At 70.5% G+C, this 22653-nt stretch carries 19 protein-coding genes, 4 tRNA genes and 1 pseudogene; 17 read left to right on the forward strand and 7 right to left on the reverse strand.

Annotated features, from left to right (window positions below):
* Positions 1–2025 precede the first annotated feature (2025 nt).
* A complete protein-coding gene (locus tag CF165_RS52015; RefSeq protein ID WP_205660780.1) occupies positions 2026–2307 on the forward strand; it encodes a winged helix DNA-binding protein in 282 nt (93 codons plus the stop codon).
* Between the two features lie 205 nt (positions 2308–2512).
* Here the strand turns inward: CF165_RS52015 and CF165_RS06060 are convergent, their stop codons facing one another.
* Positions 2513–2983, reverse strand: coding sequence for a hypothetical protein (locus CF165_RS06060; protein WP_205660781.1), 471 nt, complete (start codon positions 2981–2983; stop codon positions 2513–2515).
* A 274-nt stretch (positions 2984–3257) separates the two neighbouring features.
* On the opposite strand from CF165_RS06060, the pseudogene CF165_RS52460 reads away from it, so the two are divergent.
* Positions 3258–3619 (forward strand): annotated as a pseudogene (locus CF165_RS52460) (tyrosine-type recombinase/integrase); the annotation flags it as partial.
* 50 nt (positions 3620–3669) lie between these two features.
* On the opposite strand, the gene CF165_RS06070 reads toward CF165_RS52460, so the two are convergent.
* The 4 genes from CF165_RS06070 to CF165_RS06085 form a co-directional block, all read right to left on the reverse strand.
* A tRNA-Val gene (locus tag CF165_RS06070) sits at positions 3670–3744 on the reverse strand.
* A 1-nt stretch (position 3745) separates the two neighbouring features.
* Positions 3746–3816: transfer RNA gene (locus CF165_RS06075), tRNA-Cys, on the reverse strand.
* A gap of 23 nt (positions 3817–3839) precedes the next feature.
* Positions 3840–3912, reverse strand: a tRNA-Gly gene (locus CF165_RS06080).
* 112 nt (positions 3913–4024) lie between these two features.
* Positions 4025–4450 (reverse strand): SsgA family sporulation/cell division regulator, encoded by a 426-nt coding sequence (locus CF165_RS06085; RefSeq protein ID WP_013227152.1) that lies wholly within the window; start codon positions 4448–4450, stop codon positions 4025–4027.
* Positions 4451–4839: 389 nt separating this feature from the next.
* On the opposite strand from CF165_RS06085, the gene CF165_RS06090 reads away from it, so the two are divergent.
* The 12 genes from CF165_RS06090 (at position 4840) to CF165_RS06145 (ending at position 15583) form a co-directional block, all read left to right on the forward strand.
* Positions 4840–4911, forward strand: a tRNA-Val gene (locus tag CF165_RS06090).
* A gap of 796 nt (positions 4912–5707) precedes the next feature.
* On the forward strand, positions 5708–7237 hold the full coding sequence (locus tag CF165_RS06095; RefSeq protein WP_167441369.1) for a sugar transferase: 1530 nt from the start codon (positions 5708–5710) through the stop codon (positions 7235–7237).
* 170 nt (positions 7238–7407) lie between these two features.
* Positions 7408–8022, forward strand: a complete 615-nt coding sequence (locus tag CF165_RS06100) for a malonic semialdehyde reductase (RefSeq protein WP_093946430.1) — start codon at positions 7408–7410, stop codon at positions 8020–8022.
* A 133-nt stretch (positions 8023–8155) separates the two neighbouring features.
* Positions 8156–10183 (forward strand): threonine--tRNA ligase, encoded by a 2028-nt coding sequence (gene thrS, locus CF165_RS06105; protein ID WP_093946431.1) that lies wholly within the window; start codon positions 8156–8158, stop codon positions 10181–10183.
* Positions 10180–10722: an HIT family protein gene (locus CF165_RS06110; protein ID WP_093946432.1), complete on the forward strand. Its 543-nt coding sequence runs from the start codon at positions 10180–10182 to the stop codon at positions 10720–10722. The genes thrS and CF165_RS06110 overlap by 4 nt, the downstream gene beginning before the upstream one ends.
* 145 nt (positions 10723–10867) lie before the next feature.
* Complete coding sequence (locus CF165_RS06115; RefSeq protein WP_093946433.1) at positions 10868–11389, forward strand: MarR family winged helix-turn-helix transcriptional regulator; 522 nt, start codon at positions 10868–10870, stop codon at positions 11387–11389.
* Positions 11390–11477: 88 nt separating this feature from the next.
* A complete protein-coding gene (pgsA, locus tag CF165_RS06120; RefSeq protein WP_093946434.1) occupies positions 11478–12104 on the forward strand; it encodes a phosphatidylinositol phosphate synthase in 627 nt (208 codons plus the stop codon).
* A 73-nt stretch (positions 12105–12177) separates the two neighbouring features.
* Positions 12178–13095 carry a phosphatidylinositol mannoside acyltransferase gene (locus CF165_RS06125; protein ID WP_093946435.1) on the forward strand — a complete coding sequence of 306 codons (918 nt, stop codon included), beginning with the start codon at positions 12178–12180 and terminating at the stop codon, positions 13093–13095.
* 17 nt (positions 13096–13112) lie between these two features.
* Entirely contained in the window at positions 13113–14258 is a 1146-nt protein-coding gene (locus tag CF165_RS06130; RefSeq protein ID WP_093946622.1) for a glycosyltransferase family 4 protein, read from the forward strand.
* Positions 14255–14737 (forward strand): NUDIX hydrolase, encoded by a 483-nt coding sequence (locus CF165_RS06135; protein ID WP_093946436.1) that lies wholly within the window; start codon positions 14255–14257, stop codon positions 14735–14737. Before CF165_RS06130 ends, CF165_RS06135 begins: the two co-directional genes overlap by 4 nt.
* Before the next feature lie 32 nt (positions 14738–14769).
* Positions 14770–15033, forward strand: coding sequence for a hypothetical protein (locus tag CF165_RS06140; RefSeq protein ID WP_093946437.1), 264 nt, complete (start codon positions 14770–14772; stop codon positions 15031–15033).
* A 40-nt stretch (positions 15034–15073) separates the two neighbouring features.
* Positions 15074–15583 carry an XdhC family protein gene (locus tag CF165_RS06145; RefSeq protein WP_093946438.1) on the forward strand — a complete coding sequence of 170 codons (510 nt, stop codon included), beginning with the start codon at positions 15074–15076 and terminating at the stop codon, positions 15581–15583.
* A gap of 170 nt (positions 15584–15753) precedes the next feature.
* Here CF165_RS06145 and CF165_RS06150 read toward each other — a convergent pair whose 3' ends face one another.
* Positions 15754–17862 carry an elongation factor G-like protein EF-G2 gene (locus tag CF165_RS06150; protein WP_093946439.1) on the reverse strand — a complete coding sequence of 703 codons (2109 nt, stop codon included), beginning with the start codon at positions 17860–17862 and terminating at the stop codon, positions 15754–15756.
* 143 nt (positions 17863–18005) lie between these two features.
* Here CF165_RS06150 and CF165_RS06155 point away from each other — a divergent pair, with 143 nt between their 5' ends.
* The 3 genes from CF165_RS06155 (at position 18006) to pdxS (ending at position 21478) form a co-directional block, all read left to right on the forward strand.
* Complete coding sequence (locus CF165_RS06155; RefSeq protein ID WP_093946440.1) at positions 18006–19442, forward strand: FAD-binding oxidoreductase; 1437 nt, start codon at positions 18006–18008, stop codon at positions 19440–19442.
* 38 nt (positions 19443–19480) lie between these two features.
* On the forward strand, positions 19481–20464 hold the full coding sequence (locus tag CF165_RS06160; RefSeq protein ID WP_093946441.1) for an ArsR/SmtB family transcription factor: 984 nt from the start codon (positions 19481–19483) through the stop codon (positions 20462–20464).
* A gap of 90 nt (positions 20465–20554) precedes the next feature.
* Positions 20555–21478 carry a pyridoxal 5'-phosphate synthase lyase subunit PdxS gene (pdxS, locus tag CF165_RS06165; protein WP_205660782.1) on the forward strand — a complete coding sequence of 308 codons (924 nt, stop codon included), beginning with the start codon at positions 20555–20557 and terminating at the stop codon, positions 21476–21478.
* Between the two features lie 75 nt (positions 21479–21553).
* On the opposite strand, the gene CF165_RS06170 is transcribed toward pdxS, so the two are convergent.
* Entirely contained in the window at positions 21554–22594 is a 1041-nt protein-coding gene (locus CF165_RS06170) for a T6SS phospholipase effector Tle1-like catalytic domain-containing protein (protein WP_093946443.1), read from the reverse strand.
* Between the last annotated feature and the right edge of the window lie 59 nt (positions 22595–22653).

Here is a 22653-nt window from a genome sequence, read left to right on the forward strand (position 1 = left end):
GCGGCGACTTCCACGGTCTGAGGCGTGGTGGCCGCCGGCGCCGGCGTGGCCACGGCCACGACCGCGGACAGCGTGAACGTGACAATGGCAAGAACTCTGGTTCTCAGATTCACTACAAAAGTCCGCTTTCTTTCGATTTTCTACTGCCGCAGAGGACGCCGCCGCAGTCGAACAACATCGGGGCCAGCCAGCAGCGGACCAGCACCCTTTGGAATGAGGCGGATCATTTCTTCACAGCCGAAGAAATCCGTTTCTGTGCCGCTCAACCTGCACGGCTCAGCCAGACCCCGCTCGGACGAGCGCGCACGCCGTCGTCACGGTGCCGCGGCTCTCCGCCGGGTCACGCACAACAGAAGCGCGTCGGCGTGTCCCCCGGAACCCCCAGGTCCCCGGTCGTCAGGTCACTGACAGCGCAACCACTGCAGGCTCGTCATCGACGGCGCTGACGAGGCGCGATCACTTCGGCCTTCGTTCCTCGCCACACAGTCTTCCGCCTTCCCCCGTAAAACAACCCCAGTTACCGAGAGTGCCGGAATCATCACGTCTGCTATCCCAGCCGGGTGAAGCACTCTCGCCAGGCCGACCGTGCCAGCCGTGACTGGACGGCGTCAAGCGCCCCGAAACGTTTTACCCCTGCCCGAAGGGTCTCCGAAGCGGGGAACCTTTGCTCGTCGTGCCGCGACCTGCGAAATCGGCATCACGGGGGTGGGCTTCGGCTTCGAAGGTGCGTCGACCTTCTTGAAGGTGCACTTCGTGGAAGGGGGCCTGACGAAGCCGGGTGCGCCACCGCTGACCACCGATCGTCCACAATGGCGCAGGAGTCCGAATAGCGCTGAATCTCCCAGTTGCTCGACGCGTGGCACAGAAGGCGCCGGAAGCTCGCTTCACGCAGGGGTTGTCTCGTGGGCGGTCAGTGACGGTCAGACTCGTCGGTTCGCCCTGCCCGGCTTGATCGCATCGGGGCGTTCAGCGCGTGGCTGCCCGGCGACGCCGCCGGCGATCGCAGCCAGTGCCATCGCCAGCGTGCCCGTATGCTGGGGTGATGGAGCGGGATGACGGGCCGCGGAGTGATCGTGGGGATTCCTGGGGGTTGGGGCGGCCGGAGTTGGCTCGCGAACTGGAGCGCGTGGGGGCCGTGGCACTGCGGACGACGGCGTGCTGTCTGGTCTGGATCGTGGCTCTTGCCTTCTTGTTTGTTTTATACAGCAATAGTGACGGTGATGCTCCCCGGAATACTGCGACGGGTATTTTAGTATTCTGTGCGCTTGTGATGATTGCGGTGTCGTTGTGTTTTACGCCGGGGGCCGTATTGTGGTGGTTGCGCTATGAGTCGGTCCGGCGCACCGGCTGGCGAGCTGCGACGGTCACGGCAGAGATCGTGGTGGAACCGGCAGGGTGCCTCGCGGATTTCGTTCACCCGCGGGCGAATCCTGGTAGAAAGCTCGCCTACGTCGTTCAATACCGCGACGGCGGTGGTGCTCGGCTGCGAGGTGGTGCCAGCTTGTGGCATCGCCCTCCGCTTCCGGCCTTCGACCGCGCGCAACCTGCGTGGGTCGGTGGCTCGGGCCGCTCGACCGTTGTCCTGTTCGCCAGCAGTCGCTGGGGCCCCCGCCGTCCGCACGCTGTACCCGCGAGGTTCATTGCCGTCCTTCCCGCACGCTCGCAGTAGCCGAAGGTCCTAACCTTGACGGGCGCAGACGCTCTACCTTGCGGGTGGCGTCGGTTCGGTCGAGCGCCTCGAAGGTGGCGACTGCGCGCCTGGCGACTCACAAGCGCGGAGCAGCGGCTCGGTTGCTGCCCAAGGCGCTGCGAACACACCGGCTGGTAGCGGCGAAATGGACCTATCCACACCGGCATGGGCGTCCGCGTGTTGGGGAGGCGATCGCCGGTTGATCGAACGCCGGGTCGGTCGCGATCCGGCGCCCACGTAGTTTCCCTGGAAGCAGCTTCCGGTGAATCTGTTCGGTCGCCTGTGTCCGGTGGCCTAGCATGCGTCCGGGGACGAGCCTTCCGAGGAAAGTTGCTGTGGTCGATCTGAAGCTGCTGTACCACGACCTGGTCCGGTTCGAGATGGAACTGTGGGGTGCGGTCGACGCGCGGCTGCGGGCGGAATGCGATCTGCAGCTCACGTGGTTCGAGGTGATGCGCCTGCTCGGCCGGCGCGGTGGATGCCGGGTCCTGGACATCGCCGAGGAGTTCGGGATCACGGTCGGGGGACCAGCAAGGTGGTCGACCGGGTCGAGGCCGCCAAGTACTGCCGGCGTCGCGCCAATCCGGACGACCGGCGGTCTTCGATCGTCGAGCTGACGTCTGCGGGGCGCCGGACGCTGGCCCGAGCCGAGAAGGTCTTCGAAGACGAGCTGGAGATCCGGCTCGGCTCGGTGCTTTCGGAACGGGTCCCTCAAGCAGCTGGGCAGGGCGCTCGGGGATCTGCGTGCCGCGTATCGCCTGAGCGCGTGACACGAGCCGGCGTAGGCCACCCCGGAAGCCGGGGTTCACGGGAAAGCTGTCCTCAATGGACTGCCTGAAGGTGCCGCTGCAGGTACTGCGCCGTCAGGCTTCCGGTCGTGCCGGCCAGATCCTCGGGCGGGCCGACGGCGACGACGCTGCCTCCCTCGGCGCCGCCACCGGGGCCCAGGTCGATGACGTGGTCGGCGTTGGCGATCATGTCGAGGTCGTGCTCGATGACGACGACGGTCGCTCCGCGAGCGGTCAGGCGTTGCAGGACGTCGAGGAGCACCCGCACGTCGAGGGGATGCAGGCCGACGCTGGGTTCGTCGAACACGAAGAGCGAGCCGTCCTGGTCGCGGTCGAGTTCGCCGGCGAGCTTGAGGCGCTGGGCTTCGCCCCCGGACAACGCCGGGGTGGATTCGCCGAGCGTCAGGTACCCGAGGCCGAGTGCGGCAAGCGTCTGCAGGCGGGTGAGGACGCGCCGGATGTCGCCCACGTGGTCGAGGGCTTCTTCGACGGTCAGGGCGAGCACGTCCGGCAGCGTGAGGGCGTCGTTGCCGCGGCGGACCCGGTCGGCCTCGGGGGCGACCGGCGGCCCCCGCAGTCGGGGCAGTCGATGTCGACGTCGGGCAGGAACTGCACGTCGAGCGACACCTGCCCGGTTCCGTCGCACCGCGGGCAGCGCAGCGAGCCGGTGTTGTAGGAGAAGTCGCCCGCCGCCAGTTCGAGTTCTCCGAGAAGCGGGGCATTGAGATCCGGCCTCCGCTGAAGGAGATCGGCGGCAGGGTCTACAAGGGAGGCCGGAGCCGGCGTGGGACGTGGTCGAGCTCGACGACCCGGGTGCGGGGGAGCGGCGCCCGCCGATCCTGCCGACGTTCACCTTCCACGAAGGGCGGCACACGCACAGCACGTGGCTGACCGAGGATGGGATCCCGGAGGTCGCCCGCCAGGCGCGGCTGGGGCAGAAGATGAAGGGCATCGCGCGGGTCTACGACCACGTGACCCGGCGATGGTCAACCAGATCCTGGACGCGCTCGAGGAACGCTGCCTGCGGTCCTTGGCGTCGCTGTAGCCGGGTGAGCGCGCCAAGCTGGTGTCCTGGTTCCCGCACCTGCGGTCCCGCCGGGCGATCGGGCCCGACCCGGGGCCATCGCCGACTGACGACTGAAGCCCCGCCCCTCCGAGGGAGGGACAGGGCTTCTGACCTGCGAAAACATGTGGTGCGCGATACTGGGATTGAACCAGTGACCTCTTCCGTGTCAGGGAAGCGCTCTCCCGCTGAGCTAATCGCGCGAGGTGGAGACGGGATTCGAACCCGTGTACACGGCTTTGCAGGCCGTTGCCTCGCCTCTCGGCCACTCCACCGTGACAGGCTCGAGAGCCTACCGAGCGGATGACGGGATTCGAACCCGCGACCCTCACCTTGGCAAGGTGATGCGCTACCAGCTGCGCTACATCCGCATTCCGCAGCTCCGGGAGGTCGTTCCCCCGTCGCCGTGGTGTGGGAAAACCATATCGGACCCCGGAACCGGGGCCGACACCGGGGTGTCACTCCGCCGTTGCGTGGCCGTCATCAGGCCAAATCGTGGGGGATGAGGTGGGTGAGCGCGTCGTCGACGTCGACCCACAGGTGCTCGTTGCCCGGCAGCACCACGTCGTAGGTCCGGTCGAGGAAGTCGGCCAGCTCCTGGGCGGACGCCTCGAACATGGCGTGCCCGGACGGCGAGTTCAACTCGATCAGGACGGCTTCGGGGTCCTCGACGGAGGGGCGGATGCGGACGTCCCCGTCGCCGGCGTCGGCCAGGAGGCCGTCCGCGAGCAGGTCGCGCGCGTACACCCATTCGACCCATCCTGCGCGGCCGGTGCGGAAGGCGGCGACGACCGCGTACGGGTCTCGTGTGTCGTAGCGCAGCTCCACCTTGACCGGAACCGCGGGAGTCCGCGGCGCCAGCAGGTCGAAGACCGCCGTCGAGCGGAGCGTCACGTGATCGTTGCGCATCGTCCTACCCTTCGTCTCCCTTCCCGGCCCGGCCCGGCCGAGGGCATCACCACTGGGACGCATCGGGAGGCCGATTCCGTCGCGGGTGAGCCGCATATCACCCGTCCGGGCTCGCCGGCCCCCTTCTCCACCCGTGACCACCCACGGCGCGCAGCTGACCGGCGCGCCCCGTGGGGCCCACGCCTCCATACTGCGCGGTTTAGTCGCCGGGCGATAGCACCGTCGCACGGGTGTCGAACGTGGCGTCAGGCGGCCCCCCGTCGGCACAACCCCGGCTAGCTCGGGTTTGTTCGTTCCGTACTCGCCGGTAAGCGGAGTGTGGTCGATGAGGACCACCCGTTTGCAGGCGCCCTAAAGTCGTAGGCTAGAGTTCTCGCAACGACAAAGGCGGGCGATTAGCTCAGCGGGAGAGCGCTTCGTTCACACCGAAGAGGTCACTGGTTCGATCCCAGTATCGCCCACGAGACGGTTGAGAGGGTCATGTTCGCGGAACACGCGAACATGACCCTCTCTTCGTGTCTTGTGGGGGCCGAGCCCCCACACCCCCGCCGGGGGCAAGCCCCCGGACCCCCGGGGTGGTCGCCTCGGGTGGGGGAACTTCTGTAAGTGGAGTGAACGATCCGTTCGGATCTTGCGTATCAGGTGACGAGAACAGTTCGCGCCCGTGCCGCCGGGGCTCGCCGGAACTGCCTCCGAATCCTGCCGCCGCGGTGGGTTTCTGTCGAACGAACGCCTGCGGGAGGTCCGGATGTGATCTTCGGCACCGCGCGGGCCCGGCTGGTCCGGGACAAGTGTGACAAAACCTCGTGCGCGTGACGAATTGACGAGGAACGTCACGATCCGTGTATCGGGCACCCGCGTCGCGACGGTCGCGCTCCCACACTGGTCCACTGTGGACCACTGCGGGGCCGCAACGTCCACAGTGGATCTTCCGGGTGCGCTCGGCCGTTCGCGAGCGTCTGGTCCACCCGGGTGCGGGCAACGGTCCTCCCGTTACGGAATGTAGTTTTCTCGGGGATACGTCCTCTTACGCATCGTCACCTTCTCGTTATCTTGCGGCCATTTTCTGGCGGATAAGACGCGCAAGATGTGGCTGGAAATCCTTGTAACGATGGCGAGAGAGTCGCCGATACCTTGCCGTGTGAACCCCTCCGCGGGCACTGCGCGAGACCTGAGCCGTGATGACGCTACGAAATCATCCTCAGTGACGCTGCGTGCTTGCGGATCCAACCCCGATCCCTGTTCCCGGGAGGTCAGATGGAAGAGTCTGTGCGGCCCTCTTACACGGTGAGCCAGCCACCGCCGCACATCGACCTCCAGGCCATCCCTCGTCCCGCCCACCGGGACGGCCAGCCGGCGGGCGAACCGTCGGGAACGCCGTCCCCCAAGGCGTTGCCGGCGGCCTGGGAGGCCAGATACAGAGCCTGGGTCATCGGCAGCGACGTCTTCATCACGCTGCTGGTGATCGCGATCAGCGCCTTCGTCATCGATCGCGTTGCGCCGCACGACATGCACGCCTTCGGCACGATGCTCGCGGTGTTCGTCTCCCTGCCGGTCAGCCGGGCTTGGAGCCCGCGCGTGCTCGGCGAAGGCGCGGAGGAGTACCGCACCCTCGGCCGCGGCTTCATCACCGCCGCCGTCCTCGTCGCACTGGGCGGCCTGCTGTTCGGGGCGCTCGAGGTCCAGGTCTGGGTGTTCGTCGTCGTCCCGGCGATCGCGCTCGTCGCGTTCCCGCAGCGGTACCTGCTGCGCCAGGTCCTGCACCGCAAGCGCGCCAAGGGACTCTGCCTGCTGCCGGTGATGGCGGCGGGCAGCCCGGAAACCGTCGCCGACCTCATCGCCCGCACCCGCTCGGAGGTGCACGTCGGCTGGCGCGTCGAGGCGGCCTGCACGTTCACCGGGCACGGCGCCGACCGCGACAGCGGCGAGATCGACGGCGTTCCCGTGGTCGGCAGGCTGGAGGAGCTGTCCCGGTACGTGCGGCGCGGCGGCTACCGGGTCGTGGCGATCACCGCGGACCAGTACTGGACGCCGAAACGCCTGCAGCGGCTGGCCTGGGACATGGAGGGCACCGGCGCGGAGATGGTCGTGGCGCCCGTGCTGATGGAGGTCGCCGGGCCCCGGCTCAACGTCACGGGCGTGCTCGGCATGCCCCTGCTGCGGGTCACCGCGCCGATGTTCACCGGCGGCCGCCGGGTGGTGAAGGAGATCGTCGACCGCTGCGGCTCGGCGCTGCTGCTCACCCTGATGTCCCCGCTGCTGCTCGCGATCGCCGTCGCGATCAAGCTGAACGACCGCGGCCCGGTCATCTACCGCCAGCGCCGCGTCGGCCGCGACGGGGCGACGTTCACCATGCTCAAGTTCCGGACGATGGTCACGAACGCCGACGAGATCCGGAAGACCCTGGAGGAGGACAACGAGGGCGCGGGCCCGCTGTTCAAGATGAAGCGGGACCCTCGTATCACCCGGGTGGGTGGTTTGCTGCGCCGGTATTCGCTCGACGAGCTGCCCCAGCTGTTCAACGTCGTCTCCGGGAAGATGTCGCTCGTGGGCCCGCGGCCGCCGCTGCCGGAGGAGACCGCGCAGTACGCCCCGGACGCCCGGCGCCGGCTGCTGGTCAAGCCGGGGCTGACCGGCCTCTGGCAGGTCAGCGGCCGCAGCGACCTCACGTGGGCCGAGAGCATCCGGCTCGACCTGCGCTACGTGGAGGACTGGTCCCTCGCGCTGGACCTGGTGATCCTCTGGAAGACCTTCCGCGCGGTGATGGGCGGGCAGGGCGCCTACTGACCCGTTCTCGCACCGCGCACGCGCACCACGGCCGCCGACCCCTGCCACAGGGGTCGGCGGCCGTGTCCGTTCCCGGCCGGTGATCCGCTTCACAAGTGGTTGAACGCGAAATAGTTGAGCGCTCAACCTGGTTGTAGGGGGTACCGACCCAACGGAAGGAATGCAGCCCCATGACCACCTTTGCCGAGCAGACCGAGGCCCTTCAGCTCCCCGCGGACGTCCAGAACCTGCTGTTCCGCGAGGCGCGCACGGCCAACAGTTTCAGCTCCGAGCCGGTGACCGAGGAGCAGGTCCGCGCGATCTACGACCTCGTCAAGTGGGCCCCGACGTCGATGAACACCCAGCCGCTGCGCGCGCTGGTGCTCCGCACCGCCGAGGCGAAGGCCCGCCTGCTCCCGCACCTGGCCCCGGGCAACCGGGACAAGACCGAAGCCGCTCCGCTGACCGTCGTGCTCGCCGCGGACGTCGACTTCCACGAAAACATCCCCCAGGTGTTCCCGCACAACCCGGGGGTCAAGGACAACTTCTCCGACGAGCAGGGCCGCGTCGAGTTCAGCAAGCTCAACTCGCTGCTGCAGGTCGGCTACTTCATCATCGGCGTCCGCGCCGCCGGCCTGGCCGCCGGCCCGATGACCGGCTTCGACGCCCAGGGCGTCGACGACGAGTTCTTCGCGGACAAGAAGTGGCGCTCGCTCGTCGTCGTCAACGTCGGCAAGCCGGGCGAGAACCCGTGGTTCGACCGCCTGCCGCGGCTGGACTTCGACCAGGTCGTCGAGACCCTCTGACGTCGATCGGGCAGGCCGCTTCCGGAGCCGGAGGCGGCCTGCCCGGCGTTCGCGCCACGCGCGTGAGGCGCGCGAGCGCAGCCGACTAGCATCGACGGCGTCATCTTTGTCACTCCAGCTTGAGGAGCCGATCGTGTCCCAGTCGCCCCCCGTTTCCCCCGTGGCCGCCTCCCGTGTGGTGGTACCGGCGGGCACTACGGCGGGCGCGGCGGTCCGCGAAGCCGGTCTGCCGACCAAGGGCGAGGACACGATCGTCGTCGTCCGCGACGCCGACGGGAAGCTGCGCGACCTCGCGTGGGCCCCGGAAGCCGACGCGGAGGTCGAGCCGGTCGCCGCGAACACCGAGGACGGGCGCAGCGTCATCCGCCATTCGGCCGCGCACGTGCTCGCCCAGGCTGTGCAGCAGCAGTTCCCGGACGCCAAGCTGGGCATCGGCCCGCCGGTCAAGGACGGCTTCTACTACGACTTCGCCGTGGACACTCCGTTCACCCCGGAGGATCTCCAGGCGCTCGAAAAGCGCATGAAGCAGATCGTCAAGGGCGCCCAGCAGTTCTCGCGGCGCGTTTTCGACTCCGTCGACGAGGCCAAAAAAGAACTGGCTCACGAGCCGTTCAAGCTCGAGCTCGTCGACCTCAAGTCCGAAGTGGACACGTCAGAGGTGATGGAGGTGGGCGAGGGCGAGCTCACCATTTACGACAATCTCGACCCGCGCACCAAGGAACGTGTCTGGAGTGACCTCTGCCGTGGTCCGCACGTGCCGACCACGAAGTTCATCCCGGCGTTCAAGCTGACCCGCGTCGCCGCGGCGTACTGGCGGGGTAGCGAGAAGAACCCGCAGCTGCAGCGGATCTACGGCACCGCGTGGGAGTCGGCGGAGGCGCAGGACGCCTACCTGGAGCGCATCGCCGAGGCCGAGCGCCGCGACCACCGCAAGCTCGGCGCCGAGCTGGACCTGTTCTCCTTCCCCGAGGAGATCGGCTCCGGCCTGCCGGTGTTCCACCCGAAGGGCGGCATCATCCGCCGCGAGCTGGAGAACTACTCGCGCCGCCGCCACGAAGAGGCCGGCTACGAGTTCGTGAACACCCCGCACATCAGCAAGGGCGAGCTGTTCCACACCTCCGGCCACCTGCCGTACTACGCGGACACGATGTTCCCGCCGGTGCAGTTCGACGAGGAGAACTACTACCTCAAGGCCATGAACTGCCCGATGCACAACCTGATCTTCCGCTCGCGCGGGCGGTCCTACCGCGAGCTGCCGCTGCGGCTGTTCGAGTTCGGCACGGTGTACCGCTACGAGAAGTCCGGCGTGGTGCACGGCCTCACCCGCGTGCGCGGGCTGACGATGGACGACTCGCACATCTACTGCACCAAGGAGCAGATGCCGGGCGAGCTGCGGTCGCTGCTGAAGTTCGTCCTCGACCTGCTCGCCGACTACGGCCTTTCCGACTTCTACCTCGAGCTGTCCACCCGCGGGGACTCCGACAAGTTCATCGGGGAGGACTGGGAGTGGGAGGAGGCCACCGAGACGTTGCGGCAGGCCGCCGTCGACTCCGGTCTCGAGCTGGTCCCCGACCCGGGCGGCGCGGCGTTCTACGGCCCGAAGATCTCGGTGCAGGCCAAGGACGCGATCGGCCGAACCTGGCAGATGTCGACCATCCAGCTGGACTTCAACCAGAACAAGCGGTTCGAGCTCGAGTACACCGCTCCGGACGGCTCCCGGCAGCGGCCGGTGATGATCCACCGCGCGCTGTTCGGCTCGATCGAGCGGTTCTTCGGTGTGCTGACCGAGCACTACGCGGGCGCGTTCCCGGCGTGGCTCTCGCCGGTGCAGGTGGTCGGCATCCCGATCACCGCCGACCAGGTCGGGTACCTGCAGGACGTCGAGAAGGCGTTGCGCGCCAAGGGGATCCGCGCGGAGGTCGACGCGAGCGACGACCGCATGCAGAAGAAGATCCGCACGCACACCACGCAGAAGGTGCCGTTCATGCTGCTGGCCGGCGCGAAGGACGTCGAGGCGGGCGCGGTGTCGTTCCGCTTCCGCGACGGCAGCCAGATCAACGGCGTGCCGGTGGACACGGCGGTGAAGGCGATCGCGGAGTGGGTCGAGCGCCGCGAAAACGCGTCGCCGTCGGCCGGGGCACTGGAGACGGTCGTTCGGTGAGTGAGGGTCCCGAGCTCGTCGAGCAGCAGGGCATCGGGGTCCAGGACGCGTTCCAGCGCCTCTGGACCCCGCACCGGATGGCCTACATCAAGGGCCAGGACAAGCCGGAGGACGACGAGGACACCGGCTGCCCGTTCTGCCGCATCCCGTCGCTGGACGACAAGACGGGCCTGATCGTCGCGCGCGGCGAGACGGTCTACGCGGTGCTGAACCTGTACCCGTACAACCCCGGTCACCTGATGGTGGTGCCGTACCGGCACGTCGCGGACTACACCGAGCTGACGGTCGAGGAGACGCGCGAGGTCGCCGAGTTCACGCAGCACGCGATGAAGGTGATCCGCGCGGCGTCCGGCGCGCACGGGTTCAACATCGGCCTGAACCAGGGCGTGATCGCGGGGGCAGGCATCGCGGCGCACCTGCACCAGCACCTGGTGCCGCGGTGGGGCGGGGACGCCAACTTCATGCCGATCATCGGCCAGACGAAGGTGCTGCCGCAGCTGCTGGGGGAGACGCGGGACCTGCTCGCCGACGCCTGGTGAGCACGCGGCCACGTAGTGAATGACCCATTCCTGTCCCCAGACGACAGGAATGAGTCGTTCATGTCGTCTGGACCACCGGCGACCGGCTCGCCCATGACCGGCAAAAACTCCTTATTGAGTGTTCAACCGCGGGTATAGTGGAGGTATGTCCGAACCCCGATGGCTCACCGACGACGAGCAACGCGTCTGGCGTGAGTTCAACGCGGCCACCCGGATGCTCAGCGCGCATCTCGAGGGGCAGCTGCAGCACGACTCGGGCATGCCGCACACGTACTACGAGGTCCTCGTCGCGCTCTCGGAAGCGCCCGGCCGCCGGCTGCGGATGAGCGAGCTCGCCGACGCGCGGCAGGCGTCGCGAAGCCGTCTTTCGCACGCGGTCGCGAGGCTCGAAGCGAACGGGTGGGTGCGGCGCGAGGCGTGCCCGACCGACAAGCGCGGCGCCTGGGCGGTGCTGACCGACGCGGGCTTCACCGCGCTGGAGGCGGCCGCGCCCGGCCACGTCGAGGCCGTCCGGGAAAGCCTGTTCGACCCGCTGACGCCGGAGCAGGTGACGGCGCTCGGTGAGATCAGCGCGGCGATCCGCCGTCAATTGACGCCGAAGTGCGCTGCCGCCGCGGCTGCCGAAGCGGCGAAGGAGCACGAGGGCGAGCTCACGAAATCGGGCTGACCCGGGGCGGCGCGTCGGGGCCGCGCACGTGGGTCGATAGGCTGCCATCGCCCACCCGACCCTCGTAGCCAGGTGCCTCGACGAACCGATGCTCAATATCTTCGCGCGTGCCTCTGTCTCCCGCGTCACCGATCCGATCGGCCAGGCGCTGGTGCGCGCCGGGCTGACCCCGAACGTCATGACCGTGTTCGGCACCGCCGGCGCGGTCGTCTGCGCCCTGCTCTTCTTCCCGAACGACCACCTGCTGTGGGGCACCTTCACGGTGTGGGGCTTCGCCATGCTCGACATCCTCGACGGCGCCATGGCCAGGGCCCGCGGCTACGGCACCCCGTTCGGCGCGGTGCTCGACGCGACCTGCGACCGCCTGGTCGACGGTGCCCTGTTCGCCGCCATCGCCTGGTGGTGCTTCGTCGTCGACGACAACCACCCGGCCGCCGCCGCGGCCCTGCTGTGCCTGGTGCTCGCCCAGGTGATCTCCTACGTCAAGGCCCGGGCCGACGCCTCGGGTCTGCCGGTCGACGGCGGGCTCGTCGAGCGCGCCGAGCGGCTGATCATCGCGCTGGTCGGCACCGGCCTGCACGGCTTCGGCATCCCGTACACCGTGGACGTGACGCTCTGGCTGCTCGCCGCCGGATCGGTCGTCACCCTGCTGCAGCGCTTCGCCGCCGTGGCGAAGGCGGCCCGCGAGGCCGCCGCCGGGGAGCAACCGGCATGAGTGAGCCTGCGAACGAATCGTTCACCACTTCGCCTTCAGCCCAGGCCGCGCCGAGCGTCAGCGAGGCGTGCGCATGAGCAGGTTGAGCGAGCGGCTGAGCGCCTTCGGCTACGCGGCCGGGTGGCGGCTCGCCGGCTGGCTGCCTCCTGGGTTCGGCGGCACGGTCTTCTCGCTCGGCGCGGACCTGGCCGTCCGCCGGGACGGCGGGGGCGTGCGGCAGCTGCGCGCGAACCTCGCCCGCGTGGTGCCGCAGGCCGACCCCGTCGAGCTGGACGAGCTGACGCGGCGGGCGATGCGCTCCTACGCCCGGTACTGGCACGAGACCTTCCGGCTGCCGTCGATGGACCACAAGGAGGTCAGCGCCAAGGTCGCGGCCTCGATCACCGGCGTGGAGAACCTCGACGCCGCGCTCGCCGAGGGCAACGGCGCGGTGATGGCGCTGCCGCACAGCGGGAACTGGGACGTCGCCGGCGTGTGGCTGGCCGACTACCTCGGTGGCTTCACCACCGTCGCCGAGCGGCTGAAGCCCGAATCGCTCTACCGCCGGTTCGTCGAGTACCGCGAGTCGCTGGGTTTCGAAATCGTGCCGCTCACCGGCGACAGCTCGGCGATGCGCGTGCTGCTGAAGCGGCTGCGCGAGAACAAGGCCGTCTGCCTGGTCGGCGACCGCGACCTGACCACGAGCGGCATCCCGGTGAAGTTCTTCGGCGAGAAAGCCCGGTTCCCCGGCGGCCCGGCGCGGCTGGCCGCCACGACCGGTGCGGCGCTGATCCCGGCCGGCTGCTGGTTCACCGAGGACGGCTGGCAGATCCGCCTGCACCCGCGGATCCGGGTCACCGCGCGGGCCGAGGTCCCGGCCGCGACCCAGGCACTGGCGGACATCTTCGCCGGCGACATCGCCGCGCACCCGGCCGACTGGCACATGGTGCAGAAGTTCTGGCCGGCCGACCTCGAGGCGGACGAGCAGGTCAGCCTCGAAGAAGCGAGCTGAGGGTGGCCACGCGGCCGATGCGGGTCGGGATCGTGTGCCCCTACTCGTTCGACGTGCCCGGTGGGGTCCAGGGGCACGTGATCGATCTGGCGAAGGCGCTGCTCGCCCGCGGGCACCACGTGTCCGTGCTGGCGCCCGCCGACGACGACGCCGACTTGCCGGAGTTCGTGCACCCGGCGGGCAAGGCACTCGGCATTCCCTACAACGGCTCGGTCGCCCGCCTGCAGTTCGGCCCGGTGTCCTACGCCCGCGTGCGGCGCTGGATCCGCGAAGGCGACTTCGACGTCCTGCACCTGCACGAGCCGGCCGCGCCGAGCCTTTCGCTGCTCGCGCTGCTCATCGCGGACGGCCCGATCGTGGCGACCTTCCACACGGCGACGACACGCTCGCGCACGCTGTCGGCGTTCCAGCCCGTGCTGCGGCCGTTGCTGGAGAAGATCACGGCGCGGATCGCGGTGTCGGCGCTGGCCCGCCGGGTCCAGGTGGAGCACGCGGGCGGTGACGCCGTGGAGATCCCCAACGGCGTCGATGTCGAATTCTTCGCCTCGGCGACACCGCTGCCGGGCTACCCGCGGGCCGGGGGCACGGTCGGGTTCGTCGGCCGGTTCGGGGAGCCGCGCAAGGGCATGGGCGTGCTGCTGGAGGCGCTGCGGCGGATCCTGCCGGAGTTCGAGGACCTGCGGCTGGTCGTCGTCGGCCGCGGCGACTCCGACCAGCTGCGCCGCGAGGCCGGGCCGGAGCTGGCCCCGCACCTTGAGCTGCTCGGCCAGGTCGACGACCATGTGAAGGCCCAGGCGCTGCGCAGCGTCGACGTCTACTGCGCGCCCAACACCGGGGGCGAGAGCTTCGGGATGATCCTCACCGAGGCGATGGCGTCCGGGACCCCGGTGCTGGCCAGCGGGCTCGACTCGTTCCGGCGGGTGCTCGACGACGGCCGGGCCGGGCAGCTCGTGGAGACCGGTGACCCGGACGCGCTCGCGGACGGGCTGCGCGAGCTGCTCGCCGACCCGGCACGCCGGGCGTCGCTGGCCGCGGCGGCGGGGGAGCGCGTCACGATGTACGACTGGTCGGTGGTGGCCACGCAGGTGCTGCGCGTCTACGAGACCGCCGTCGCCGCCGACCCGCGCCGGGTGGCGGCGCCGGAGCGGGAGCTCGCCCGGTGAGCGTGCTCGGCTGGCTGCTCCCGCTGCTCGCGCTGGTCGTCTTGCTGGGCGGGCTGTTCCTGGTGGCGACGGCGAACCGGCTCGACCGGCTGCACGTCCGGACGGACGCGGGCTGGGCCGCCCTGGACGCGGCTTTGGCCCGCCGGGCCGTGGTGGCCCGCGCGGTTGCCGTGGTGCTGGGCGACGCCGCATTGCGGACGTCGGCCGAGCGCGCCGAAGCGGCGCCCCGCGCCGACCGTGAAGCCTCGGAGAACGAGCTGACCTTGCAGCTGAGCCGCGTCGACCGGGCGAGGTTGGCCGCCGAGCTGGCCGAAGAGCTGACCGACGCCGAGCACCGGGTGGTGATCGCCCGCCGCGTCCACAACGACGCCGTCCGCGACACGCTGCGGCTGCGGAGGCGGCGCAAGGTCCGGTACTTCCGGCTGGCGGGCACCGCGCCGCTGCCGGAGTACTTCGAGTTCGCCGAGCCGGAGGTCTGAAACGTTTCGAGGGCTCCTCGCGTCGAAAGAGCATGAGCTCGAACTGGTGGGTGGTCCTGGAGGAACAGCGCGGCGCGGGTGACGGCCGGAGCTGGTCGCTGTCGGAGACGTTCCGCTTCGACGACCAAGAGAGCGCCGAGGCCGAAGCACTGCGGCTGGCCCGTGAGTACCAGCCGGTGTACCCGTGGTCGCCGAAGTCGCGGACGCCGATGCGGATCCCGGGCGGCTACCTGGTGATCGTCGAGGGCCGGACGTCGAGGTTCCACTTCCGGCTGACCGTCGGCGAAGCGATCTGACGCTTGGGCGGGCGGGCCGGTGGCTGACAGACTGGGCGGCATGAGTGAGACCTGCGACGTCGCCCACGGCACGGCCCCGGCCGACCCGGGCGTGCGGACGCTGGTGGCGGTGTTCGCGTCGCCGGTGTCCGGCTTCCTGCTCCGGTTCGCACGCGACCTCGGCTACCACGTCACGTTGTACGAACCCGCCGCGGCGCGCGCCACCGACGTGCCGGACGGCATCGAGGCGGACACGACGCTGCCGCCGCTGGACGGCTCGGCGGACGTCGTCGTCACCGACCACCACCGGCCGGAGCTGGGCCCGGTGCTGAAGGCCGCGCTCGAGGGGAAGCCGCGCTGGGTCGGCGTGCTCGGCAACCCGCGTCACCCGGGCCCGCACGTGGCCGCGCTGCGGGGACTGGGCGTGCCGGACGAGGAGATCGCGCACGTGCACCGGCCGGTCGGGCTCAACATCGGCTCGCGAACCCCGGCGGAGATCGCGCTGGCCACCCTCGCGGGCCTCCTGGCCGACCGCAACGGCCGCCCCGGCGGCTTCGACTTCGGCGAGTAGCCGCTCCCGACCGGCCGGCTCGCGTACCCAGGCGGTCGGTTCACGTACCCAGAGGGTCGGTTGGCGTACCCAGGCGGTCGGTTCGGCGGCCGCTGTGGGCCTTCGCCGAGCCGACCGTCCAGGTACGCGAGCCGACTGTCCGGGTACGCAAGCCGACCGTTTCGCGGCGGCTAGTGGACCGCCATTCCCTCCGGCATCGGTTCGAAGCGGGCGTGGCGGCGGGTGAACGTCGCCGTGCCCGACGTCATCGACCGGAGGTCGATGAGGTACCGGACCAGCTCGGTCGCCGGGACCTCCGCCCGGATCACCGTCCGCCCGCCTTCGCCCGCTTCGGTGCCGAGGACCCGGCCCCGCCGGGACGACAGGTCGCCGAGCACCGTGCCGAGGTGTTCGTCCGGCAGGCGGATCGCCACTTCCTCCAGGGGTTCCAGCATCGTGATGTGGCCGTTCGCCGCGGCCTCCCGCAGGGCCAGCGCGCCCGCCGTCTGGAACGCCGCGTCGGAGGAGTCGACGCTGTGCGCCTTGCCGTCGACCAGGGTCACCCTGACGTCGACGACCGGGTGCCCGTCGGCCAGCCCGCGCTGCAGCTGGGCCCGCACGCCCTTCTCGACGCTCGGGATGAACTGGTGCGGCACCGCGCCGCCGACCACCTTGTCCACGAACTCGAACCCGCCGCCGCGCGGCAGCGGCTCGACCTCGATGTCGCAGACGGCGAACTGGCCGTGCCCGCCGGACTGCTTGACGTGCCGCCCGTGTCCCTTGGCCGGCTTGGCGAACGTCGAGCGCAGGCTGATCTTCACCGGTTCGGTGTCGACGTCCGCGCCGCCGGCCCGCAGCCGGGACAGCACGACGTCGGCGTGCGCCTCACCCATGCACCACAGCACCAGCTGGTTGGTCTCGGCGTTGCGGTCCAGCCGCAGCGTCGGGTCGCCCGCGACCAGGCGGGAGAGGTTGCGGGCCAGGGTGTCCTCGTCGCTGCGGGTCTTCGCGACCACCGCCACCGGCAGCAGCGGTTCCGGCATCGCCCACGGCTCCATCAGCAGCGGGTCGTCGGGGGAGGAGACGGTGTCGCCGGTTTCCGCCGAGCCCACCTTCGTCAGCGCGCAGAGGTCGCCCGCGACGCAGTAGGGCACCTCGCGCAGGTTCGCGCCCAGCGGCGAGTAGAGGTGCGCGACGCGCTCGTCGGCGTCGTGGTCCTCGTGGCCGCGTTCGGCGAGGCCGTGCCCGGACACGTGCACCGGGCGTTCGGGGCGCAGCGTCCCGGAGAACACCCGGACGAGTGACACCCGGCCGACGTAGGAGTCCACCGCCGTCCGGACGACCTCCGCGGCGAGGGGGCCCGCGGGGTCGGCGGTGATCGCGGCGTGCTCGCCGCCGTCCGGCGTCGTGACGTCGGGTGGCCGGTGCTCCAGCGGGGACGGGAACGCGCGGACGATCCCGTCGAGCACTTCGGCCAGGCCGATCCCGCTGGTCGAGCACACCGGGATGACGGGGTGGAAGGAGCCGCGCGCCACGGCGGTTTCGAGGTCGGCGATCAGGGTTTCCTCGGCGATCGCCTCGCCGGCGAGGTAGCGGTCCATCAGGGACTCGTCCTCGCTCTCGGCGATGATCCCTTCGATCAGCTCGTTGCGGGCCTCGGCCATCCGTTCCAGGTCGGCCGGATCGGGCTCGCCGACCTTCGGCGGGTGGCCGCCGGAGTAGTCGAAGTACCGCTGGGTGATCAGCCCGACCAGGCCGTCGCCCGCGGGGAGGTACAGCGGCAGCACCCCGGCGCCGAACGCGGACTGGCAGGCGGCGATCTCGGCCGTCGCGTCGGCCCGGTGGTGGTCGAGCCGGGAGACGACGACCGCGCGGGGCATCCCGACCGCGGCGCACTCGTCCCACACCGCGACCGTCGCCGCGTCGACGCCTTCGGAGGCGCTGACGACGAACAGCGCGGCGTCGGCCGCGCGCAGCCCGGCCCGCAGCTCCCCGACGAAGTCGGCGTACCCGGGCGTGTCGATCAGGTTGATCTTGTGGCCCTGGTGCAGCACGGGCGCGACCGAAAGCCCCACCGAACGCTGCTGGCGGACCGCCGCCGGATCGTGGTCGCACACCGTCGTCCCGTCGACCACCGAGCCCGCGCGCGGCACCGTGCCGGACGCGGCGAGCAGGGCCTCCGCCAGGGTGGTCTTCCCGGAGCCCGCCGGGCCGACGAGCACGACGTTGCGGACCTTGGCGGGGTCGTTTACAGCGACGGCGGCCCCGGTGTCGGCGTTCTTGGCTTGTTTGTCTGCCATGACGACTCCTCGGCGAACGGATGATGTACGGAATGTGTCCTCGATCACACACCCGCTACCCTGGTCACGGCAAGGCAGCGCTCCCGGGACCAGCCATATGCCTGGGGGCCCCGGGGGGAGTTTGGCAGGGGGAGGACATGGCGATGGACAGGCGGACGTTCCTGCGGATGTCCGGGGCGGTCCCGGTGGCGGGCCTGGCGGGGTGGCCGCCGCCGGACGACTGGGAGCGGCTGCGGCGGCGGCTTTCCGGGCCGCTGTTCCGGCCCGGCGACCCGGAGTACCCGGAGGCCAAGCAGGCGTACTTCACGATGTACGACGACCGGATGCCGGCCGCGGTCGTCGGGGCGGCGCGCGTCGAAGACGTCCAGGCGGCGGTCGGCTTCGCGGCCCGGCACCGGCTGCCGGTCGCCGCCCGCAGCGGCGGGCACAGCTACCCCGGCTACTCCACTGTGGACGGCGGGATCGTGGTGGACCTGAGCCGGTTTTCGGGGATCGAGCTGCGTCCGGACGGCCGCGCGGTGATCGGTGCCGGGGCCCGCCTCGGGCCGATCGCGACGACGCTCGCCGCGGCCGGGCGCGTGCTGCCGGCGGGCAGCTGCGACACCGTCGGCATCGCCGGGCTGGTCCTCGGCGGCGGCGTCGGCGTGCTCGACCGGAAGTACGGACTGACCTGCGACCACCTGGAGGCGGCGCGGATCGTCACGGCGGACGCCCGCGTGCGCACGGTGTCGAGGGCGGCGGAACCGGACCTGTTCTGGGCGCTGCGGGGCGGGGGCGGCGGCAACTTCGGGATCGTCACCGGCTTCACGTTCCGGACCGTGCCGATCGCGGACGTGGCCACCTTCACGCTGAAATTCCCGGCGGGCACCCAGACGGCACTGTTCGCCGCCTGGCAGGAGTGGCAGCCGTCGATGCCGGACGAGCTGTGGTCCGGGCTGAACCTCGACGCCACCACCTCGAACGCCGGCGGCAGCTTCCTCGGGCCGGAAGCGCGGATGAACGAGCTGCTCGACGACCTGGTCCGCCGCGTCGGCACCCGGCCCGCCGAGCGGGACGGGCGGGTGCTGGACCACCTGGCCGCCATGCGGTCGTTCGACGACCAGGAGTCCCGGCCCGGTGCGGTCGCGGCGCGAGCGGCGTACGTCGGGACCTCGCGCATGGTGACGCGGCCCGCCGCCGACCCCGCCGCGGTCGTCGAGGTACTGCTCAGCGCGCCCGGCGTCGGCACGCTCATCGACGCCGGCGGCGGCGCGATCGCCCGCGTCGGCGTGCGCGAAACGGCGTTCCCCCACCGGACGGCGCCGGCCAGCTTCCAGTTCCTGCACGGCGCCACGCCGGCGGACGGCGGCGAAGCCGGGGCCCGGCGCGCGCTCGCCACGGTCCGGGACGGGCTGGGGCCGGAGTTCGGCACGACCGGGTACGTCAACTACCTCGACCCGGAGATGCCGGACTGGGCCGAGGCGTACTACGGGGTCAACCTGCCACGGCTACGCGCCGTCGCGCGGAAGTACGACCCCCGAGGAACTTTCGCGTTCCCGCAAGGGCTTTCTTCACCCCACTCCACTGTCCACATGGGATAGACCTAGACTGCGCCGGACCAGAGGCAGAGAGGCAGCGCGTGCTCGACCTGGCTTTTTCCACCGAGGACCTGGCGCACACCCGGTTCGCGTTCTCCCCGGCGTGGGAGATCGTGGCGAGCGTCCGCGTCCTGAACTCCCCGGGCGCGCACGCCCTGCACCTGCCGTGGGTCAAGCGCGCCACCGCGGCGCTCGACGAAGCCGGCCTCGACATCGGTCTCCTGCGCGACCTCGTCCCGCTGCGGCACCTGCCCGGCTTCCTGGCCGGGACGCCGTCGACGCCCCTGCCCGAGCTGGCCGACGAGCTCGCCGACCTGCGCGACGTGCCGGCCCGCCTCGTCCGGCGCGAGCTGGACGCGATGTCCGGGCCGCGCTCACCCGCGCTGAGCCGCTTCCACCGTGACCCGGAGGCGGGGCTGGAGCGGCTCGCGACGCTGATGGAGCGGTACTGGGAGCTCGTGCTCGCCTCCGACTGGCCCCGGATCCGCGCGCTGCTCGAGGCAGACGTGCTGCACCGGTCCCGGCTGCTGGCCCACGGCGGGGCCGCCGAGCTGTTCAACGACCTCACGCCGCTGGTCCGCTGGCAGAGCGGCACGCTGACGGTGGCGCACCGGCACCTGCGCGCGGCGGTGCCGCTGGACGGGCGCGGTCTCGTGCTCGTGCCGTCCGCGTTCGTCTGGCCGCGGGTGTTCTCCAAGACCGACGCGCGCTGGCAGCCGGTGCTGCGCTACCCGCCGCGCGGGATCGCCACGCTGTGGGAGACCGGCACGGCCACCGCGCCCGGTGCGCTGGCCGCCGTCGTGGGCCGCGGCCGGGCCATGCTGCTGGCCGAACTGGCCGCACCGGCGTCCACCGCGGAACTGGCCCGCCGGACCCGGCTCAGCGCCGGGGCGGTGTCGCAGCACCTCGGCATCCTCAAGGCTGCGGGCCTGGTCAGCGGGCACCGTGCCGGACGTCACGTGCTCTATGCGCGCACTCCGCTGGCGGAAGCCCTGGTCGCGGGCACCGGCGAAGTGGACTGCTGAGATACCCGCGTACTGGCCTGCCTGAAGGGTCCACCGCCGACTTACGCTCGAGGGGACGTAACCCCCGAATCCGTGTCGAAAGGCCCCGTCGTGTCCGAGCAGCAGACCACTCCCACCAGCGGCACCGTCCAGTCCGTCACCGGCACCGCCAAGGTGAAGCGCGGCATGGCCGAGATGCTCAAGGGCGGCGTGATCATGGACGTGGTCACCGCCGAGCAGGCCAAGATCGCCGAAGACGCCGGCGCCGTCGCGGTGATGGCGCTGGAGCGCGTGCCCGCCGACATCCGCGCCCAGGGCGGCGTCGCGCGGATGAGCGACCCCGACCTGATCGACGGCATCATCGAGGCCGTCTCGATCCCGGTGATGGCGAAGGCCCGCATCGGCCACTTCGTCGAGGCGCAGGTCCTGCAGTCCCTCGGCGTCGACTACGTCGACGAGTCCGAGGTGCTCACGCCGGCCGACTACGCCAACCACATCGACAAGTGGGCGTTCACCGTGCCCTTCGTCTGCGGGGCGACCAACCTCGGCGAGGCGCTGCGCCGGATCACCGAGGGCGCGGCGATGATCCGCTCCAAGGGCGAGGCGGGCACCGGCGACGTCTCCAACGCCACCACCCACATGCGGAAGATCCGCGGCGAGATCCGGCGGCTGCAGTCGCTGCCCGAGGACGAGCTGTTCGTCGCGGCGAAGGAGCTGCAGGCGCCGTACGAGCTGGTCCGCGAAGTGGCCGAGGCGGGCAAGCTGCCGGTGGTGCTGTTCACCGCGGGCGGCATCGCGACCCCGGCCGACGCGGCGATGATGATGCAGCTCGGCGCCGAAGGCGTGTTCGTCGGCTCGGGCATCTTCAAGTCCGGCAACCCGGCCCAGCGCGCCGCGGCGATCGTCAAGGCGACGACGTTCCACGACGACCCGGACGTGCTCGCGAAGGTCTCGCGCGGCCTGGGCGAGGCCATGGTCGGCATCAACGTCGAAGACGTCCCGGAGCCGCACCGGCTGGCCGAGCGCGGCTGGTAACGCCACCTCCGATCGCACGAGAGAGGCCCCGTGAACGCCGGTTCACGGGGCCTCTCTCCTGCGCTGGGACGCGGTCTACACCGTCATGGTGTGGTGCGCCGCGAGGTAGGCGACGAGGTTGTCGGGCCGATACGGCGGCGGCTGGTGCTCGTGGCGGCACACGGCGGTGGACGCGGCGAACTCGGACTGCGGGTCCACCGTGCCGATGCTGCGAACCACCCGGCCGAACAACCGGAAGAACCCGTTGAGCGAATCGTGCAGTGCGCCGAGGGGGTTGCCGGGGTACAAGCCGGCGAAGACGTCCGGCTCGAAGGCGAGGCCGCAGTGGTGCGCCCGGTCGGTCATCCAGCGCAGGGCGAGGTCCGAAAGGTCGGACACCGCGTGCCCGCCGCCGACATCGGAGTGGTCCCCGGCGAACCAGACTTGTTCACGCTCCTGGCCGGCCTGCGACGACTCCCAGACCGCCGGTTTGAAAGACGTGCGGTGCTCGTCCACGGCCAGGGCCTGGAAGGCCGACTGCACGATCGAAGACAGTTGCGTGTCGTGGAACTGCCAGCGCCGGTTCAGCAGGTTGAGCAGGCGGCCGCCGCTGAGAGGGATGCCCAGTGCGCCGACGGTGTCCCAGACCCCGATGAACCGGATGGGCGTCCGGTCTTCGTGGGCGTACTTCTCGCGGAATTCCCGGGCCTTCGGGCTCTCCGGGCCGGTGGTCGAGGTGTCCCGGTCGCGATAAAGCCGGTAGGCCTCTTTGATGAGGCCCGCGTTCTCGGGGCGCAGGACGCCGCAGTTCCGGATGAAGCCCACGGTGCTGCGTGCGGTGAACGCGCCGCGGCTGAAGCCGAAGAAGAACAGTTCGTCGCCGGGCTCGTAGTTCTTGACGACGAACTCGTAGGCATCCCGCACCTTGGCCGAGAGTCCCAGGCCGAAAGCGCCACCGGTGAAGTGGTCCCACAGGCTCGTCCCGGTGCCGACGCCATCGCCGTGGAAGGCGATCTGGGAAGTACCGGCGGAGTCCGTTGCGGCGACGGCTTCCTTGACCTTCGTCACGTTCGTGGGATTCGGCTGGCCGAGTTTGTTCCAGGTGCCGTCGCAGCAGATCACCAGACGTTTCGCCATGTTTCCTCCCGGCGTCGGATCATCGTGAGTCGCACCGGGACGGTGGCGCGTTACGCGCG

The organism is Amycolatopsis vastitatis, from assembly GCF_002234595.1.
Taxonomy (GTDB): domain Bacteria; phylum Actinomycetota; class Actinomycetes; order Mycobacteriales; family Pseudonocardiaceae; genus Amycolatopsis; species Amycolatopsis vastitatis.